Below are 16,713 nucleotides of genomic sequence, written 5' to 3' on the forward strand. Positions count from 1 at the left end.
GCTTAATTTTATTCTCATTTTCGGAAACTCAGTTTCCGGCAAATGCGGTGCGCAGCAGGTTAAGCTGGGCCTGTACGCTGTTTTCGTTGTCTGGAACCTTCGCAGCTTCCGCCGGGCGATAGATTTCGCGGTCGAGAAGGGCGACGCGGTTCTGGAGGCGAAGAGAACGCTCAACCAGATCGCGGAAGGACTCTGGCAGATCGTTCCAGCCCGGCGCGTTACGATCGACGTTGAAGTTATCGAGACGCACCTTGTTCTTCTCGCTCAGAACCTGATCCCGGCTCATCTCGCCATTGTTGACGGCGCGCTGCAGAAGCAGCCAGGATGCCATCTGCATCAGGCGGGTGGTGAGCCGCATGGATTCAGCTGCGTACAGAACCGACGCCATGCGCGGCAATACCTTGGAGGCAGCGCGTCCGGAACCGTCGAGATAAGTCGCAGTTTCCTCAACCAAAGTCATACCCTCAGAATAGAGAGTCTTGAACTGGTTGGATGCTGCAGCCCGGCCAGCAAAACTGATTGTATTCAAAACCTGTTCTGACATTTTTTCCAAATCCTGCTTACGCACCATACAACTGGCAACGGAGTAGAGGCTTAATAGTTCCGGCCTCTTTGTATTTTCAGGATGATATCAATAACGCAAATGCGCAAGCTGATTATTAAAGAAAGGTTAATACCCACAGCTTTGGCGATATTGTTACGGGATAAAAAAAGAGCCGCAGAAGCGGCTCTCAAGGTAAAACAGGGAGAAAAATCAGACCAATTCGCCGATAGGAGAAACTGCCTGAGGTCCAGAAGAACTGGACATGTATAGTTATCGCTCAAAAAGCTTAATTTTGCGTTAATGGTAAACGAAACGCTGTCCCGCGCCGTAACGTTAATGAACAGTTTCGACAGGAGTTACGAGCGAAACAGGGTTTCGGCTGCCTTTCGTCCGGCGGACTTCTTCTCCCGTTCATCTTCGATCCGTTTGATCTCTGCCTGAAGAATTGCGACGCGCGCGGTCAGCTCGTCGACCGAAAGAAGGCTGAGATCGCCTCCGACCACGTGAGTCGTCGCCTGTCTCTTCAGATGTTCGTCATCGAAAACACTCATATGCCAGCTCCTTTTTCAAGTTCCGCCTCATCCTCCGGATAGTGGGGTGCGCGGGGATCAAGCGACACGCTCTCGGGTGTGGCGAGCGGTGCCGCCGCAGCGGTGGAGAAATTGTCCTTCTCCGCCGTAGACAGTGCGGCGCGCTGCCTGGAGCGGAAGATAGCATAGGCGCTGATCAGCAGATGGGAAACCGCTGTGACCATGAAAAGTGCGTAGGGACCAAATGCGGTCATGATCGGACCGCCCAGCGTTGGCCCGATGATGGTGCCGATGCCATAGAGCAGCAGCAGGCCGCCGGATACTTTGACGAAGTCTTCCGAGGAGGCAAAGTCATTGGCATGGGCGACGGCGATGGGGTAAAGCGCGTTGGCCGCTGCGCCATAGACGGCGATCATGCCGATCAGGAAATAGACATGGCTTGGCTGGATAAGCGTAACCGCCAGCCCGGCCACGGCCGCCAGGCCGGAAAGACCGGCTAGCACGAAGCGCCGGTCGATGCGATCGGACAGCTTGCCCGCCGGAAACTGCGCTAGCGCACCGACAAAGATCGTGACGCTGACCATGATGGCAATGGTGGTGGGCTCGAGCCCGGCGCGGGCACCGAAAACAGCACCCAGCGTGCCATAGGCGCCGTTGGCAATGCCGATCAGCAATATGCCCACGAATGACACCGGCGAGGTTCGGTAGAGGGCAGGCAGGTCCAGCTTGACCTTTTTCAGGGGTTGGGGACTTTCGGCCCTCGACAGCATGGCAGGCATGATGGCGACGCAGTAGATGATGGCGCAGACCATGAAGAGCGAGGTGGTGCTGACATTGCCAAAGGGCACGACGAGCTGCCCGGCCACGACGCCGAACAGCGTGATGGCGATATAGAGCGAGAAGATCGCGCCCCGGCTTTCATTGGTGGCGCGCTCGTTCAACCAGCTTTCGATGATCATCGACGTGCCAGCCGTGCAGAAGCCGGTAAGCGCCCGCAGCGAGACCCAGGCCACATCATCGATGAGAAGTCCCGTAAGCAGCACCGTCAGGCAAATGAGCGCGACGAAACTTCCGAACGCCCGGATATGGCCTGCGCGACGCACGATGGCTGGTGCTACAAAACAGCCTATGACGAAGCCAGCCGCCCAGGACGTGCCAAGAAAACCAAGGACTTCGTTGGAATATCCTTCAGCCGACCCGCGCACGGGCAGCAGAAGGCCCTGCAGGCCGTTGCCAAGAAACAGAAACAAGGTGCTGGATAAAAGAGCGAATACGGGTAGAAGGTTTCTGCTCATGAAGCCACTCTCATGCTAAGCGATTCAGGATGTAGATCTGGTCGGCGACGCGCGAATAGGTTGCCCGTCCTTGGTGAACATTAAAAATGTCCAGCCTGTGACGCTGTTTCAATAAAGCCAAAAGGTTTCGGGATGACGAAGGCAATCGGGCTATTTCTTCTTCTGGCCATGGGCATCCAGCTTATCCGCCCGCTCGGCCTGCCCGGACTGCGCAAGCGCGGCGATTTCTGGAAGATCGCCATCGCGGCATTCGTCATCTGGACGCTGGTGCTGCTGCTGCGGCCTTGAGGGTGTAGACGGGCAATGGCGCAGGGCTGTGCCTAGAGCTTCCTTTTCAAATAATGCTCGACGCGTCGCTTTTCCCAGTCACCATTGAGAAACGGCACAAGCTCGAAGGTGGTCAGGCCGTGCCCGACAAGGCCAATCCCCCAGCCGAGAGCGGGCCAAACCACCCATAAATAGCTGGGGCTGGCGGTGAGATTGATGACTAGAAGAAACGTCATCACCGCGCTATATTTGACGACGTGCAAGTAAAACGCCTTGATCTGGCGCACGCGAGCGAAAGCAACGGCCTCTTCGGCCTCCGAGGTGCTGTTGGGTGTGAGCGGCATGTCTTTTCGATCCTGTCCCGAGAGTTGCGATACATCGATCTCGAAGATGGCGGCCAAAGTGTTCATGGTGTCGAGACTGGGCTGCTGCCCGCCTTCGATCCTCTGGATTGTGCGCGTGCTCAGGCCGCTGACAGTGGCCAGTTGTTCCTGCGACCAGCCGCGTTGCAATCTCAGTTTCTGAATCAACATTGTCCTGTCTCCGAATTCGATCTCGAAACTCTGCATCTCTTCGCCGTCCACCACCACGTCAGCAAGCCGACAGTCGTGGCGGTGGCATGTCCGTGTCGTACGGATTGAGGGCTTTGTCGCAGAGATTGCATCTTGCCTTTACCGCCGGGGATCGAAAAGGGGAGGGTGGCGAAAAAAGAAAACGCCCGCAACGGAGCTGCGGGCGTTTACAATGTCATGCGAGAAAGGGCTTCTGCCTTACGCCGCCTTTTCGAGTTCCTGCTGCCAGTTGCCAAGCGCGGCGAGCGTGTTCATTTCGGCGCGGTGGCGGAAGGCGCGTTGGCCGGCGGCGACGTTTTCTTGTTTGCCGCCCCATGCCTTCAGCGCTGCATCCTGCAGGGCGCGACCGTAGGAATAGGTGAGCGCCCAGGGCAGGTCATAGCCGCTGTTCATGGCCGACAGGTGGGCGGTGGCTTCTTCCGAGGACTGGCCGCCGGACAGGAAGGCGATGCCGGGAACGGCGGAGGGGACGGTGGACTTCAGGACCTTGACGGTCTTCTCGGCCACTTCAGCCACCGAGGCCTTGCGGGCGTTCTTGCCGTCGATGATCATGTTCGGCTTCAGGATCATGCCCTCGAGCTTGACGCGGGCATCATAGAGATCGGTAAAGACGGTGCGCAGGACCCATTCGGTCACTTCCGCACAGCGATCGATGCTGTGGGTGCCGGGTTCGCCGTCCATGAGCACTTCCGGCTCTACGATGGGGACGATGCCAGCCTGCTGGCAGAGCGCTGCATAACGGGCAAGTGCCTGGGAATCCGCCTTGATGGAACCCCATGTGGGCAAGCCATCGCCGATGTTGATGACGCCGCGCCACTTGGCAAAGCGCGCACCGGCATCATAATAGGTCTTGAGGCGATCTGCGAGACCATCGAGGCCTTCGGTAACGGTTTCGCCCGGGAAGAAAGCCTGCGGCTTTGCGCCCATATCCACCTTGATGCCGGGAATGCTGTCTGCAGCGCGGATGATATCAACAAAAGGCGTGCCATCTGCAGCCTTCTGGAACAGGGTCTCTTCGTAGAGAATGACGCCCGAAATGCATTTCGTCATAGCCTCTTCCGTGCGGAAGAGCATTTCCCGGTAATCGCGACGGATGGTTTCCGTGGATTCCAGATTGATGCTGTCAAAACGCTTCTTGATGGTGCCGGTGGATTCGTCTGCGGCGAGCAGACCCTTCCCATTGGCGACCATTTTCACCGCAATATCTTCAAGACGCTCGCTCATTTCAAATCTCCCTTGGGCATGATGGATTTTGGGTTACCAGAAGATCCAAGGCAGGAAAATGGCACGCTAACTCATTGAAACGATTGAAATCATTTTAATCGTTTGAAACTTTAGAAAATCTTTAAAAGCTTTAAATTGGTGAGCAGATGGAACGCCAAGCGTAACATGCAGCGTGGAAGAGCCGGCGAGCATATTCGTCATGCTCGAGCTTGTCCCGCGCATCTGAAACGTCACGTCTTTGAAGGGGGAGGATATCCTTGGCAGGGGCCTAGGGATGACGTCGAGGATAGGGCATCTGAGGCGGGCGAGCCGCCTCAGATAAATTTCCGCATTACTTCTGTTCGTTGAGGATTGCCACGCCGGGCAGGACCTTGCCTTCCATCCATTCCAGGAAGGCGCCGCCTGCGGTGGAGATGTAGGTGAAGTCCTGCGTGACGCCAGCATGGTTGAGCGCTGCGACCGTATCGCCACCACCGGCGACCGAAACGAGCTTGCCGGACTTGGTGCATTCGGCGGCGTGCTGGGCAGCGGCAACGGTTGCCTTGTCGAAGGGTGCGATTTCAAAGGCGCCGAGCGGGCCGTTCCAGACCAGCGTTTCGGCGCGCGAAATCCAGCCCTTGATGGCTTCGACCGATTTCGGACCGACATCGAGCACCATCGCATCGTCAGGGATGGCGTTGATATCGACAACTTCGTTGTCCGCATTCGCCTTGAACTCGCGGGCGACAACCCCGTCTTCCGGCAGGACGATGGCGCAGCCGGCGGTCGCGGCCTCGATCATGATCTGCTTGGCGGTTTCAGCCAGATCATGCTCGCAGAGCGACTTGCCGACATGGGTGCCGCGTGCAGCGAGGAAGGTGTTGGCCATGCCGCCGCCGATGACGAGAGCATCGACCTTCTTCACGAGGTTCATCAACAGATCGATCTTGCTGGAAACCTTGGCGCCGCCGACGATGGCAACGACCGGGCGAGCCGGTGCGCCGAGGCCCTTTTCCAGCGCCTCAAGCTCGGCCTGCATGGTGCGACCGGCATAGGCTGGCAGGTGGCGGGCAAGGCCTTCCGTCGATGCGTGAGCGCGGTGAGCGGCAGAGAAGGCATCGTTGACATAGATATCGCCGTTCTTGACGAGTTCTGCGACGAAGGCGGTGTCGTTCTTTTCTTCGCCCTTGTGGAAGCGGGTGTTTTCCAGAAGAAGCACATCGCCGTCTGCCATCTTGGCGACGGCATCGGCTGCAACCGGGCCGATGGAGTCGGCGGCAAAATGAACGGTGAGGCCGAGAACCTCTTCTGTCGCTGAAACGATCTGCGACAGCGACATATCCGCGACCGGCTCACCCTTCGGGCGGCCGAAATGGGCCAGCAGAATGACTTTCGCGCCCTTCTTCGACAATTCGAGAATGGTGGGCGCAACGCGCTCGATACGGGTCTTGTCTGTAACCTTGCCGTCAGCAACCGGCACGTTGAGATCAACGCGGACGAGGACGCGCTTTCCGGAGATGTCGGTGAGGTGATCGAGGGTCTTGAAGGCGGGCATATATCGATCCTGATATCGTTGAACGGAATGGCTTCGCGGGCGACCATACTATGCCTGACCGACGGTGCAAGTCGCTCAGCGATCATTTTCTCCACGCGAAGTCGTGTCCTTTGGTGCTGGTATCGTGTTACCGGCGGCGGCGGCCTTGTCGCGCCGTCGCTGCGCCAGATATTGCCGCGTGCGGGCGACGATGTCTTTGAGGCTGATGAAGACCGGCAGGGCCATGGCTGGCTCGACCGGCTCCAGCGAGATGCCGACACTTGATATGGCGTGGTTCTCATCGAGATCGCGCACAATGAGAATGAGCGAGCCAAGCCGGACGCGATCGGCATATTCCGCCTTGCCGCCCAGACGGCTCTGGATGAGTTCCGAGACGGTATAAGTCATCTCCTGCTGCGTGAGCAGACCGGGGCCGTAGGAGGCATCCAGTTCCTTTGCCGGTCCGTGCGGGGAGATGGCGAATGTGCCGAAAATATCCTCATCATCCTTGGTGACGGGCTTGGCGCTGGCAAACAGGCGGTCCAGCAGACGCGCATAGCTCGGCATGACAAAGAGATAGACGAGATCGTTTTCGCGCAGGCGCCCGGCATATTGATAGCGGATGGATTTGCCATCGCGCACGACGAGCGAGGGCATGGCCCAGCGCGGGATACGCTCACCCTGAAGCACGGCGCTGCCCTTGGCAACGCGGTAGGAGATGAGCTCGTGGTTGGCGGTGCCGGGCAGGTCCACCTCCAGCTTGTCGACATCGCCCATGCGCGGCGGCACGATGAGGCCCAGGCGCGTGGCGACGGGCTTGATGGTCCAGCCCTGCAGCAGCAGAGAGACGAGAACGATGATGAAGGCGGCGTTGAAATAGGTTTCCGCACCGTCCAGCCCGCCAAGTGCGGGCAGGATGGCAAGCAGGATGGAAACCGCGCCACGCAGGCCGACCCATGCGACGAAGGTGGTTTCCTGCTGGGTATAGTTGAAGGGCATGAGGCTGAGCCAGACGGCGAGTGGTCTGGCAACAAAAATCAGGAACAGCCCGAGCAGCACCGCAGGCACGATGATGGCGGGGAATTGCGACGGCGTGGCGAGCAGGCCGAGCATGAGGAACATGATGATCTGCGCCAGCCATGTCATGCCCTCATGGAAGCGGCGAATGGCACCCTTGGCGAAAATCTTGCGATTGCCAGCGACAATGCCCGCGACATAAACCGCGAGGAAGCCGCTTCCATGCAGCGCGCCGGTGAAGGAAAAGACCAGCAAGGCGAGTGCCAGCACGAGGATGGGCACCAGCCCGCGATCCACTTGAAAGCGGTTGACGACACTGACAATCATGATGCCGCCGAGAAGGCCGAAGATGACGCCAAGGCCCATTTCCTGGATGAAGAGCAGCAGGAAACTCACGTCTATCCCCGCCAGCCCCTGGCCTTTGGATACGACCTCGACAAGTGCAATGGTAAGGAAGATGGCCATCGGATCGTTGGTGCCGGATTCGACCTCCAGCGTCGAGCGGACCTGATCGCGAATGTGGATGCCGCCGATGCGCAGCAGGAAGAAGACGGCGGCTGCATCCGTGGAGGCAACGATGGAGCCGAGCAGCAGGCCTTCCAGCCAGGAGAGCCCGAGCAGGAGGGCGGCAGCACCGGCAAAGAAAACGGACGTCAGGACGACGCCGACGGTTGCCAGCGAAAGGGAGGGCCCGGCGGACAGCCTGAAGGACTGGATGGAGGTGCCGAAGCCGGAATCAAACAGGATGACGGCGAGCACGAGCGAGCCCAGCATATAGGCCAGCGGATTGTTGCTGAAATGAATGCCAAGCCCATCAGTGCCAGCAGCAAGGCCGATCATGAGGAAAAGAAGCAGCAGCGGAGCGCCGAAACGATAGGCGATGAGACTGGAAAATGCGGCAACGAGAACGAGGACGGTGGCGACCAGCAGCAATATATAGAATGATTCCACGCACATGCCCTTTCATGACGGTCACCGCAAGAGATGCTCCCGCGCGTCAGCAGTCAATGCGCCACGTTTTGGACGGCCACGGCGCAGGGTTTCGCGCAGCGGACAGGGCAAGGCGAGGTGTATCGAATGATACGGCAGGGCACGGTTCTACTGAGATGAGACCGAATCCTTGATGGTGATTGTTCCGAATGAAAGTGGACAAGAGCAAGGCGGAGAAGACGAAAAGGAGGTGGGTGACTGACAAAGCTCTTTTCAAGGCCTATGTTTTTCTGTCGACATTTCGGGCTTAAGCCCAAATTCCACTTCGCCGTGCTGCGGTGCAGCGAAGTCCCTTCCTATCAAAGGCTTGATCGCAGCGTATGCAGCATGAAGGGCAAGATTGTTGGTCGTTTAGCTGCCGATTCTAACACTTCCATCACCTGAGTTTTGGCTGCTTCCAGGCGACCTTTTCCGGGGTTCGGCATGTAGGATTTAATCGTGTCGTATGGTATGGTATCTCCACTCATTAAAAGGTGCGCCATGCGAACGACGAAATCATTGAGTGTGACACTGCCTTTCGAAATGGCAGAAATGGTGAAAGCCAAAGTAGCCTCTGGGGAATACGCAACGGAAAGCGAAGTCATAAGGGATGGATTGCGCACACTAGCCGCCCGCGATGCTGCGGTGGAGCGCTGGTTGAAGGAAGACGTCGCTGCTGCTTACGACGCGCACAAGATCAATCCCGGAAGAGCTGCAGAACTCGGCAAAGTGTTGGAGCGGCTTGGCCGTCGTTTCGATGAGGTTGATAACGAAGCGTGATGAAGCGTTACGACGTCAGACTATCTCCAGACGCAGAAAATGACCTCGTTGAAATCTATCGATATGTTAGCACCACATCCCGATCCCAGACGGTGGCGAGGCAATATCTGGATCGCATCACATCCTACCTGACATCGTTCGAAACGTTTCCAGAGCGCGGTAGCTTGCGCGATGATGTTCGCCAAGGTCTACGTGTCGTGGGTTTTGAGCGAAAGATCAGTGTTGCCTTCGTTGTGGAAGGTGACTGCGTCACCATTCTGCGGATTGCCCAGAATGGACGGCAGTTGGGCCTGACCGATGACGGTTGATGGACCATTCCAAGGGTTATCGATGCCTTGAAACATACCAACACCCCAAAACACAAAACCCGGCAGGATTACTCCAGCCGGGTTTTGTCTGTTCGCTTATCGCGAAAAAATCAGATGGTCTTGGCGAGGGCCACAGCCGTATCGGACATGCGGTTGGAGAAGCCCCATTCATTGTCGTACCAGGTGAGGATACGCACGAAGTTGCCTTCCATGACCTTTGTCTGGTCTGTCGCGAAGATGGAGGAGTGGCTGTCGTGGTTGAAGTCGCGCGATACCAGCGGCTCGTCGGTGTAACCGAGGATGCCCTTCAGCTTGCCGTTGGAGGCAGACTTGATGGCTTCGTTGATTTCTTCGACCGAAGTGTTTCTCTTGGCCACGAACTTGAAATCGACGACCGAGACGTTTGGCGTTGGAACGCGGATCGAGGTACCGTCGAGCTTGCCCTTGAGGTGTGGCAGCACGAGGCCAACGGCCTTGGCAGCGCCGGTCGAGGTCGGGATCATAGACAGGGCTGCGGCGCGGGCGCGGTACAGGTCCTTGTGCATGGTGTCCAGCGTCGGCTGGTCGCCTGTATAGGAGTGGATCGTGGTCATGAAGCCGTGGTCGATGCCGACGACGTCATCGAGAACCTTGACGACCGGCACCAGGCAGTTTGTGGTGCAGGATGCGTTGGAGATGACGAGGTGTTCGCTTGTCAGCTGGTCATGGTTGACGCCGAAGACAACCGTCAGATCCGCGCCTTCGCCGGGAGCCGAGATGATGACGCGCTTTGCGCCAGCGGTCAGATGCGCGGCAGCCTTGTCGCGGGCGGTGAAGATGCCCGTGCATTCCAGAGCGATATCGACGCCGAGTTCCTTGTGTGGAAGCTGGGCAGGATCACGAACGGCAGTGACCTTGATCGGCTTGCCGCCAGCAACGGTGATGGTGTCGCCGTCTACCTTGACGTCAGCCGGGAACTTGCCGTGGATGCTGTCATAGCGCAGCAGGTGAGCATTGGTTTCAACCGGGCCGAGGTCGTTGATGGCAACGACTTCAATATCGGTACGGCCGGATTCAACAATAGCGCGAAGGACGTTACGGCCGATACGGCCAAAGCCGTTGATGGCAACTTTCACAGTCATTTACATACTCCCTGTCAATATTTTCGAACGTGATTGGAATGGTGACGACCCGGTGCGGCGAAATCCTTGCCGCCGCACCGGATTGAAAAGAACGTCAGCCGAGCTTCGCTTCTGCTGCGGCAACCACGGCTTCCGCCGTAATGCCGAAGTGCTTGTAGAGGTCCTTGGCCGGTGCGGATGCGCCGAAGGATTGCATTCCGACAAAGGCGCCATCGTGGCCGATGAAGTAATCCCAACCCTGACGGATGGCCGCTTCGACACCGATCTTGACCGGCGAGTTGCCGATGATGGCCTTGCGATAGGTTTCCGGCTGCTCCTTGAAGAGTTCGAAGCAGGGAACGGACACGACGCGCGTGGAAATGCCCTTGACCTTGAGGTCGGCGGCAGCCTTCAGGGCGATTTCGACTTCCGAGCCGGAAGCAAAGATCGAAACCTTGGCGTCGCTTGCCGAAACCAGTTCATAGGCACCGTAGGAAACGAGGTTCTTTTCCTCATAGTCCTTGCGCGCCGGGATCAGGTTCTGGCGGGTCAGAGCCAATGCCGACGGACGATGCTTCTCATGCAGGGCAATCTGCCAGGCTTCCGCCGTTTCGGTTTCATCCGCAGGGCGGAAGACCAGAAGGTTCGGAATGGCGCGAAGCGCAGCGACCTGCTCGACCGGCTGGTGGGTCGGGCCATCTTCGCCGACGCCGATGGAGTCATGCGTCAGGACGTGAACGACGCGGATGCCCATGAGTGCGGCAAGGCGGATGGACGGGCGGCAATAATCCGAGAAGATCATGAAGCCGCCAGCATAGGGAATGAGACCGCCATGCAGCGCGATACCGTTCATGGCGGCTGCCATGCCGTGTTCGCGAATACCGTAATGGAGGTAACGGCCCGAGAAATCGGTCGGTGTGATCGACTTCATCTGGCTGGTCTTGGTGTTGTTGGATGGCGTCAGGTCCGCCGAGCCGCCAACGGTTTCGTTGAGAACACCGTTGATCACTTCGAGAGCATCTTCGGAAGCCTTGCGCGTGGCAACCGTTGGGTTGTCGGCGGCGATCTTCTTCTTGAAGGCGTCGATGGCGCTGTCGAAATTGCCGGTCAGGTCGCCGGAGAAACGGCGCTTGAATTCGGCCTTCTTGTCGGCATCGGCAGCTTCGAGGCGCGCTTCCCATTCCTGACGGCTCTTGGTGGAGCGAAGACCGGCCAGACGCCATGCGTCGAGCACATCTTCCGGCACCACGAATGCGTCCGCTTCCCAGTTGAGCGCCTTGCGGGTGGCAGCGATTTCTTCCGCGCCGAGCGGAGAGCCGTGGACCTTGTGCGTACCGGCCTTGTTTGGCGCGCCGAAACCGATTGTGGTCTTGCAGGCGATGAAGGTTGGGCGGTCGGACTTCTGCGCGGCTTCGATGGCGTTTGCAATCGCTTCCGGGTCATGACCGTCGATTTCGATGGTGTTCCAGTTGACGGCCTTGAAGCGGCCAATCTGGTCGGTGCTATCGGACAGGCCGACTTCGCCATCGATGGTGATGTTGTTGTTGTCCCAGAAGAGAACCAGCTTGTTGAGCTTCAGGTGACCGGCAAGCGCAATCGCCTCGTGGCTGATGCCTTCCATGAGGCAGCCATCGCCGCACAGGACGTATGTGAAGTGGTTCTGCAGGTCGGAGCCGAACTCCTCTTCCAGCTTGCGCTCGGCAATGGCCATGCCGACGGCATTGGCAATGCCCTGGCCAAGCGGGCCCGTGGTGGTTTCGATGCCGGTGGCATGACCATATTCCGGGTGGCCGGCGGTCTTGGAACCCAGCTGACGGAAACGCTTGATCTCATCGATCGTCATGTCCTCGTAACCGGTGAGGTAGAGGAGCGAATAAAGAAGCATGGAGCCGTGACCGGCAGACAGCACGAAGCGGTCGCGGTCTGGCCACTGCCAGGCCTTGGGATCGAATTTCAGGTAACGTGTAAAGAGAACCGTGGCCACATCCGCTGCACCCATAGGCAGGCCTGGGTGGCCGGAATTGGCCTTCTCCACTGCATCCATGGCAAGAAATCGGATCGCATTGGCCATCCGGTCGTGTTTATCGCGAGAAATCATGGCTTTTCCGTCTGTTCCGGGTGATAGGAGATAGCCATTATGACTATCCAAAAAGCGGGTTGATCCATAGCAGGTAGGACGGGTGAGTCAATAAATCCGGGCGCCTTTGCGGTTCGATCGGCAACAAAAATCGATTCGTATTCCGGCAGGATTTTGACGGTTGCCAGCTTCGCGCTGTTCCGGTGGTGCATTCATCCACAGCGCAAAGTGCTTGAATGTATTGGTTTGATTGACGTGGCTGTTAAACGGGTAATATCGTGCAGGCGCCCTGATTGACACAAAGCAATAACGATTCGGCTTTGCTCTGCGGTTTGGAAGAAACGATGACGGCGGAAAAGACCATACAAGTCGCGTTGTCGGAGCTGAGCTCCGCCATCAACAGTCTCGAGAACGCGATCGACATGCGCATTGAACGCCAGCGCGAGAATGGCGAAGTGGAAAGCGAAGTGAAGCGCGTGCATGTGGACCGTGCGCGGCTGGCGCAGGAGCTTGACCAGTCGCAATTTCGTGCCAACCGCCTTGAGGAAGTCAACCGCGAGGTTTCCCGACGCCTTGTGACCGCGATGGAAACCATCCGCGCAGTGCTGGATCGATAAGGACTTAAATTCATGGCGCAAGTGACAGTGATGATCGATGGCAAGGCCTATCGCATGGCCTGCGAGGCGGGACAGGAAGCCCACCTGACCGATCTCGCCGGACGGTTCGATCAATATGTCGGCCACCTGAAAAGCCAGTTTGGCGAAATCGGTGATCTGCGGCTGACCGTGATGGCGGGCATCATGATCACCGACGAGATGTCCGAACTCCACCGCAAGATCGAAATGCTGGAGGAGCAGGTCGCCAGCCTCAAGCAGAACCGTGATGGGATGGCGGAAAACAAGGCGAAGACAGAGGAACTGCTGGTGGATGCGATTTCCGATCTTTCCGCTCGTCTGAACGGCATCACGGAAAAGCTGGTGGCCAGGCCGAAGCCCGCAACGAACTGATATTCCGGCATTTTTCTGCCTTGCCAGACCTCTTGAGCGCGGACGTACCGGTGTTTGAAGCCATTCATCCGGCGTTTTGATGGGTGGGGCGATAATTCTGCGTCCATCCCCCCTTCCGCATTTCACCGAACCGACCTATATACGAGTTGCGTTCTGCGCTTCTCGACAGGAACCACAATCCCTGGGGCCATACTCGATCCAAAGGGAGCTGTCCCTGGCCAGGCCCGTGGGCTTGGACATATGGCGCCCACCTACGTTTGTAGGCACCCAGGATCGTAAATCTCCATCGGTCGCCGTGGATCGCACTTTCAACATCTGGCTCGCGTCCGGCACGAGGGCGTCCTGCCTGGCCTGACGGGTCGGCGGCATACCCGATTACCGCACCCAAATGGGTCAGTCACTGCTGCGCGCCTGGGCTCTTTAGGGCGCAAAGCGCTGTATGGCTTTATTTTTTAAGCTGCCGGTCATTGCATTGGTGGAACATTTCCCTATTATCCGTGTTGGTATGTCCGCTCCCGCTCTCAACTATAGCGACAGTGGTTGCAGCCGCGACATGCCGTTCAACAGCCCAAAAAGAGCTAAACTTGTTTACTGAAATTATGATCGTGGTTCTGCTCACCGTACTTAACGGTGTGCTTGCCATGTCCGAGCTTGCCGTCGTCTCCTCCAGACCGGCGAGGCTCAAGGTGCTTGCCGCGCAAGGCAGCAAAGGCGCTGCCATGGCGCTCACGCTTGGAGAAAATCCCGGACGCTTTCTTTCCACCGTGCAGATCGGCATTACGCTTGTCGGCGTTCTCTCGGGTGCATTTTCGGGTGCCACGCTGGGTGCCCGCTTCACCGCATGGCTTCTGGAGCAGGGCGTGCCGGACCGTGCAGCTGACGCCATCGGCGTGGGTGCGGTCGTCGTTGCCATCACCTATCTCTCGCTGATCGTCGGTGAGCTCGTTCCCAAGCAGATCGCCCTGCGCGATCCGGAAAAGGTTGCCGTGCGGGTTTCTCCTGCCATGGTGATGCTGTCGAAGATCGGTGCGCCGCTGGTGTGGCTGCTCGACCGTTCGGGCAAGCTGGTTCTGGCCATTCTCGGCCATAGCGGCGAATCCAACGCATCCGTAACCGACGATGAAATCCGCACGGTTCTGGCGGAGGCCCATAGCGCTGGTGTGATCGAGACGGAAGAATCCGCCATGATCACCAGCGTCATGCGCCTTGCCGACCGCAATGCCCGCGGCCTGATGACGCCGCGTCGCGATGTGGAAGTGGTCGACATCGAAGACACCGCGGAAGAAATCCGCGAGCAGCTGCGCGGCACGCAGCGGTCGCGCCTGCCGGTTCGCAATGGTGCTTCCGATGAAATTCTCGGCGTTCTCTTCGCCAAGGATGCCTTCGATGCGCTTGCATCGGGCAAGGAGCTGGATGTTCGCGAGCTTCTGCGCGAGGTTCCTGTCGTCTCCGACCTGACGAGCGCCGTCGATGTGATCCAGTCGCTGCGCCGCTCCACCGTTCACATGGTTCTCGTCTATGACGAATACGGCCATTTCGAAGGCATCATCAGCTCCGGCGACGTGCTGGAAGCCATTACCGGCGCGTTTCAGGAAGATGACGGCGAAGAGCCTGCCATGGTGGAACGCGAGGATGGCAGCTTCCTCGTTGCTGGCTGGATGCCTGCCGACGAATTTGCCGACCGCATGGGCTTCCAGATTTCCGACGATGCCGAATTCGAAACCGTGGCCGGTCTGGTGCTGGACGAATTCCGCCGCCTGCCGGAGTTGGGCGAACACGTCACCCGCAACGGCTGGCGATTTGAAGTCATCGACCTCGACGGGCACCGGATTGACAAGGTGCTGGTCAGCCGGGCGGCTTGATGCAGCCGGGCGGTCTCGACAAAGCCCGGATACGTGCCGAGCGTCTCGCCTTGCGGGACGCTCTTTCCGTTGAGGAACGCCGGGAAAAAAGTCTCGCCATTGCGCAAAACGGCACCCAAGCGCTGGAACGCTTTTCCGGCAAGACGGTGTCGGGCTTTCTCCCGATCCGCTCCGAGGCGGACCTTCGGCCCTTGATGGACATGCTGCGGGATGGCGGTATGCGCCTTTGCCTGCCGGTCATTCTCGACCGTGAGACCATCGTCTTCAGGGACTTTGCAAGGGACGCGCAGCTCGTCAAGACCGGCTTTGGTACCTCAGGCCCGGATGAGAATGCGGCGGTGCTGGAGCCCGACATTCTGCTGGTGCCGCTATCTGCATTCGATGGCACGGGGCAGCGGATCGGGTACGGGGCCGGGCATTACGACCGCGCAATTGCCAGACTCCATGCAAAAGGACTGAATCCGCTGCTGATCGGCATTGCATTCGACTGCCAGGAAGTGCCATCAGTGCCCGCGCAAGAGCATGACGTGGCGCTGGATGCCGTTCTGACCGAGAGCGGTATGCGATATTTCAATGGACGGACGGCGGAATGAGATTACTGTTTCTCGGGGATATGGTTGGCAAGACGGGTCGCACGACGGTGTGGGAGCGTCTTCCGGGGCTGATCTCCGATCTCAAGCTGGACTTCGTCATCGTCAATGGCGAGAACGCCGCGGGCGGTTTCGGCATTACCGAGGATATCTACCTCGAAACGATCAATGCCGGGGCCGATGTGGTGACAACCGGCAACCACGTCTGGGACCAGAAGGAAGCGGTTTCCTTCTGCGAGCGCCATGACCAGTTTCTGCGCCCGGCCAATTACCCCAAGGGCACGCCCGGCAAGGGCTCCGGCCTGTTTTATGCCCGCAACGGCGCGCGCATTCTGGTTGCCAACATCATGGGCCGCGTCTTCATGCACCCGGAACTGGATGACCCCTTCAGCTCTGCCGAGAGCATTCTGGGGGCCTGCCCGCTGGGTGAACAGGCGGATGCGATCGTCTTCGATTTCCACGCCGAGGCAACCAGCGAGAAACAGTGCTTCGGCCATTTCGTCGACGGGCGTGCGAGCCTCGTCGTTGGCACGCATACGCATGTGCCGACAGCAGATGCGCAGATCCTGAATGGTGGCACCGCCTATATGTCGGATGCCGGCATGTGCGGCGATTACGATTCTTCGCTCGGCATGGAAAAGGAAGAGCCGATCAACCGCTTCATTTCCAAGATGCCCAAGGGCCGTTTCGAGGCCGCAAGCGGCCCGGCAACCATCTGCGGCGTCGGCGTCGAAATCTCCGACAGCACCGGCCTTGCGGAAAAGATCGCACCGCTGCGGATCGGCCCAAGACTGGCCGAGACCATTCCCTCATTCTGGGCGTGATTGACACTCTCTGAGTGAAGCCGGCCATCTCCTTTGACGCTGAGAATCTCACCCACTTTCCATCATTCCGGCCCTGAGCCGGAATCCAGCCATCCCAAGTCTTTGGGCTGAGAGGAGGCGCTTTATCAGACGGATGTCGTCTTTTGATTGAGTGGAGTCTCTTGATCCGACAGACGTCGGATCGCTGGACCCCGGATCAAGTCCGGGGTGACGGCGGTGGGTGGTGGCGGGTGG

At 58.5% G+C, this 16,713-nt stretch carries 17 protein-coding genes and 1 other RNA gene; 9 read left to right on the top strand and 9 right to left on the bottom strand.

Features of this window, described 5'->3' with window-relative positions; all coding sequences use genetic code 11:
• Positions 1-28 precede the first annotated feature (28 nt).
• The 3 genes from ASF69_RS01190 to ASF69_RS01200 all read right to left on the bottom strand — a co-directional run bounded on the left by ASF69_RS01190 (position 29) and on the right by ASF69_RS01200 (position 2,369).
• The gene (locus tag ASF69_RS01190; RefSeq protein WP_062585549.1) at positions 29-544 is read right to left on the bottom strand and encodes a DUF1465 family protein; all 516 of its coding nucleotides are present in this window, start codon (positions 542-544) and stop codon (positions 29-31) included.
• A gap of 356 nt (positions 545-900) precedes the next feature.
• The gene (locus ASF69_RS01195) at positions 901-1,095 is read right to left on the bottom strand and encodes a DUF1192 domain-containing protein (protein ID WP_062584518.1); all 195 of its coding nucleotides are present in this window, start codon (positions 1,093-1,095) and stop codon (positions 901-903) included.
• Positions 1,092-2,369: an MFS transporter gene (locus ASF69_RS01200; protein ID WP_062584520.1), complete on the bottom strand. Its 1,278-nt coding sequence runs from the start codon at positions 2,367-2,369 to the stop codon at positions 1,092-1,094. The genes ASF69_RS01195 and ASF69_RS01200 overlap by 4 nt, the downstream gene beginning before the upstream one ends.
• A gap of 132 nt (positions 2,370-2,501) precedes the next feature.
• Between ASF69_RS01200 and ASF69_RS23310 the strand changes: the two genes are divergently transcribed.
• On the top strand, positions 2,502-2,657 hold the full coding sequence (locus ASF69_RS23310; RefSeq protein ID WP_162927995.1) for a hypothetical protein: 156 nt from the start codon (positions 2,502-2,504) through the stop codon (positions 2,655-2,657).
• Positions 2,658-2,689: 32 nt separating this feature from the next.
• Here the strand turns inward: ASF69_RS23310 and ASF69_RS01205 are convergent, their stop codons facing one another.
• From ASF69_RS01205 to ASF69_RS01220, 4 genes are all read right to left on the bottom strand, one after another.
• Entirely contained in the window at positions 2,690-3,226 is a 537-nt protein-coding gene (locus ASF69_RS01205; protein WP_244475357.1) for a helix-turn-helix domain-containing protein, read from the bottom strand.
• 180 nt (positions 3,227-3,406) lie between these two features.
• Positions 3,407-4,432, bottom strand: coding sequence for a class I fructose-bisphosphate aldolase (locus ASF69_RS01210; protein WP_062584522.1), 1,026 nt, complete (start codon positions 4,430-4,432; stop codon positions 3,407-3,409).
• Between the two features lie 331 nt (positions 4,433-4,763).
• Positions 4,764-5,966, bottom strand: a complete 1,203-nt coding sequence (locus ASF69_RS01215; RefSeq protein ID WP_062584524.1) for a phosphoglycerate kinase — start codon at positions 5,964-5,966, stop codon at positions 4,764-4,766.
• A gap of 75 nt (positions 5,967-6,041) precedes the next feature.
• Positions 6,042-7,919 (bottom strand): potassium/proton antiporter, encoded by a 1,878-nt coding sequence (locus tag ASF69_RS01220; protein WP_200939015.1) that lies wholly within the window; start codon positions 7,917-7,919, stop codon positions 6,042-6,044.
• Between the two features lie 513 nt (positions 7,920-8,432).
• On the opposite strand from ASF69_RS01220, the gene ASF69_RS01225 reads away from it, so the two are divergent.
• Positions 8,433-8,711, top strand: a complete 279-nt coding sequence (locus ASF69_RS01225) for a type II toxin-antitoxin system ParD family antitoxin (RefSeq protein WP_062584526.1) — start codon at positions 8,433-8,435, stop codon at positions 8,709-8,711.
• Entirely contained in the window at positions 8,711-9,019 is a 309-nt protein-coding gene (locus tag ASF69_RS01230; protein ID WP_062584528.1) for a type II toxin-antitoxin system RelE/ParE family toxin, read from the top strand. The genes ASF69_RS01225 and ASF69_RS01230 overlap by 1 nt, the downstream gene beginning before the upstream one ends.
• Positions 9,020-9,129: 110 nt before the next feature.
• Here the strand turns inward: ASF69_RS01230 and gap are convergent, their stop codons facing one another.
• Together gap and tkt are read right to left on the bottom strand one after the other, a co-directional pair.
• Entirely contained in the window at positions 9,130-10,140 is a 1,011-nt protein-coding gene (gene gap / locus ASF69_RS01235) for a type I glyceraldehyde-3-phosphate dehydrogenase (RefSeq protein ID WP_062584529.1), read from the bottom strand.
• A 94-nt stretch (positions 10,141-10,234) separates the two neighbouring features.
• Positions 10,235-12,217, bottom strand: coding sequence for a transketolase (tkt, locus tag ASF69_RS01240; protein WP_062584530.1), 1,983 nt, complete (start codon positions 12,215-12,217; stop codon positions 10,235-10,237).
• Positions 12,218-12,540: 323 nt separating this feature from the next.
• Between tkt and ASF69_RS01250 the strand changes: the two genes are divergently transcribed.
• From ASF69_RS01250 to ASF69_RS01275, 6 genes are all read left to right on the top strand, one after another.
• A complete protein-coding gene (locus ASF69_RS01250) occupies positions 12,541-12,813 on the top strand; it encodes a DUF4164 domain-containing protein (RefSeq protein ID WP_062584532.1) in 273 nt (90 codons plus the stop codon).
• Positions 12,814-12,825: 12 nt separating this feature from the next.
• Positions 12,826-13,203, top strand: coding sequence for a cell division protein ZapA (locus tag ASF69_RS01255; protein WP_062584533.1), 378 nt, complete (start codon positions 12,826-12,828; stop codon positions 13,201-13,203).
• A 147-nt stretch (positions 13,204-13,350) separates the two neighbouring features.
• Positions 13,351-13,509: non-coding RNA, 6S RNA (gene ssrS / locus ASF69_RS01260), on the top strand.
• A gap of 293 nt (positions 13,510-13,802) precedes the next feature.
• Positions 13,803-15,065 carry a hemolysin family protein gene (locus ASF69_RS01265; protein ID WP_062584534.1) on the top strand — a complete coding sequence of 421 codons (1,263 nt, stop codon included), beginning with the start codon at positions 13,803-13,805 and terminating at the stop codon, positions 15,063-15,065.
• Positions 15,065-15,658 (top strand): 5-formyltetrahydrofolate cyclo-ligase, encoded by a 594-nt coding sequence (locus tag ASF69_RS01270; protein ID WP_062584536.1) that lies wholly within the window; start codon positions 15,065-15,067, stop codon positions 15,656-15,658. The genes ASF69_RS01265 and ASF69_RS01270 overlap by 1 nt, the downstream gene beginning before the upstream one ends.
• Positions 15,655-16,479: a TIGR00282 family metallophosphoesterase gene (locus tag ASF69_RS01275; RefSeq protein ID WP_062584538.1), complete on the top strand. Its 825-nt coding sequence runs from the start codon at positions 15,655-15,657 to the stop codon at positions 16,477-16,479. Before ASF69_RS01270 ends, ASF69_RS01275 begins: the two co-directional genes overlap by 4 nt.
• Positions 16,480-16,713: the final 234 nt, after the last annotated feature.

The sequence above is a fragment of the Rhizobium sp. Leaf311 genome (assembly GCF_001423445.1).
Lineage (GTDB): Bacteria > Pseudomonadota > Alphaproteobacteria > Rhizobiales > Rhizobiaceae > Agrobacterium.

Bases quoted from the DNA above. Each gene is read 5' to 3' on its own strand.
- ASF69_RS01190 (WP_062585549.1), bottom strand. From the start codon at position 544: ATGTCAGAACAGGTTTTGAATACAATCAGTTTTGCTGGCCGGGCTGCA.
- ASF69_RS01195 (WP_062584518.1), bottom strand. From the start codon at position 1,095: ATGAGTGTTTTCGATGACGAACATCTGAAGAGACAGGCGACGACTCAC.
- ASF69_RS01200 (WP_062584520.1), bottom strand. From the start codon at position 2,369: ATGAGCAGAAACCTTCTACCCGTATTCGCTCTTTTATCCAGCACCTTG.
- ASF69_RS23310 (WP_162927995.1), top strand. From the start codon at position 2,502: ATGACGAAGGCAATCGGGCTATTTCTTCTTCTGGCCATGGGCATCCAG.
- ASF69_RS01210 (WP_062584522.1), bottom strand. From the start codon at position 4,432: ATGAGCGAGCGTCTTGAAGATATTGCGGTGAAAATGGTCGCCAATGGG.
- ASF69_RS01215 (WP_062584524.1), bottom strand. From the start codon at position 5,966: ATGCCCGCCTTCAAGACCCTCGATCACCTCACCGACATCTCCGGAAAG.
- ASF69_RS01220 (WP_200939015.1), bottom strand. From the start codon at position 7,919: ATGTGCGTGGAATCATTCTATATATTGCTGCTGGTCGCCACCGTCCTC.
- ASF69_RS01225 (WP_062584526.1), top strand. From the start codon at position 8,433: ATGCGAACGACGAAATCATTGAGTGTGACACTGCCTTTCGAAATGGCA.
- ASF69_RS01230 (WP_062584528.1), top strand. From the start codon at position 8,711: ATGAAGCGTTACGACGTCAGACTATCTCCAGACGCAGAAAATGACCTC.
- gap (WP_062584529.1), bottom strand. From the start codon at position 10,140: ATGACTGTGAAAGTTGCCATCAACGGCTTTGGCCGTATCGGCCGTAAC.
- tkt (WP_062584530.1), bottom strand. From the start codon at position 12,217: ATGATTTCTCGCGATAAACACGACCGGATGGCCAATGCGATCCGATTT.
- ASF69_RS01250 (WP_062584532.1), top strand. From the start codon at position 12,541: ATGACGGCGGAAAAGACCATACAAGTCGCGTTGTCGGAGCTGAGCTCC.
- ASF69_RS01255 (WP_062584533.1), top strand. From the start codon at position 12,826: ATGGCGCAAGTGACAGTGATGATCGATGGCAAGGCCTATCGCATGGCC.
- ASF69_RS01265 (WP_062584534.1), top strand. From the start codon at position 13,803: ATGATCGTGGTTCTGCTCACCGTACTTAACGGTGTGCTTGCCATGTCC.
- ASF69_RS01270 (WP_062584536.1), top strand. From the start codon at position 15,065: ATGCAGCCGGGCGGTCTCGACAAAGCCCGGATACGTGCCGAGCGTCTC.
- ASF69_RS01275 (WP_062584538.1), top strand. From the start codon at position 15,655: ATGAGATTACTGTTTCTCGGGGATATGGTTGGCAAGACGGGTCGCACG.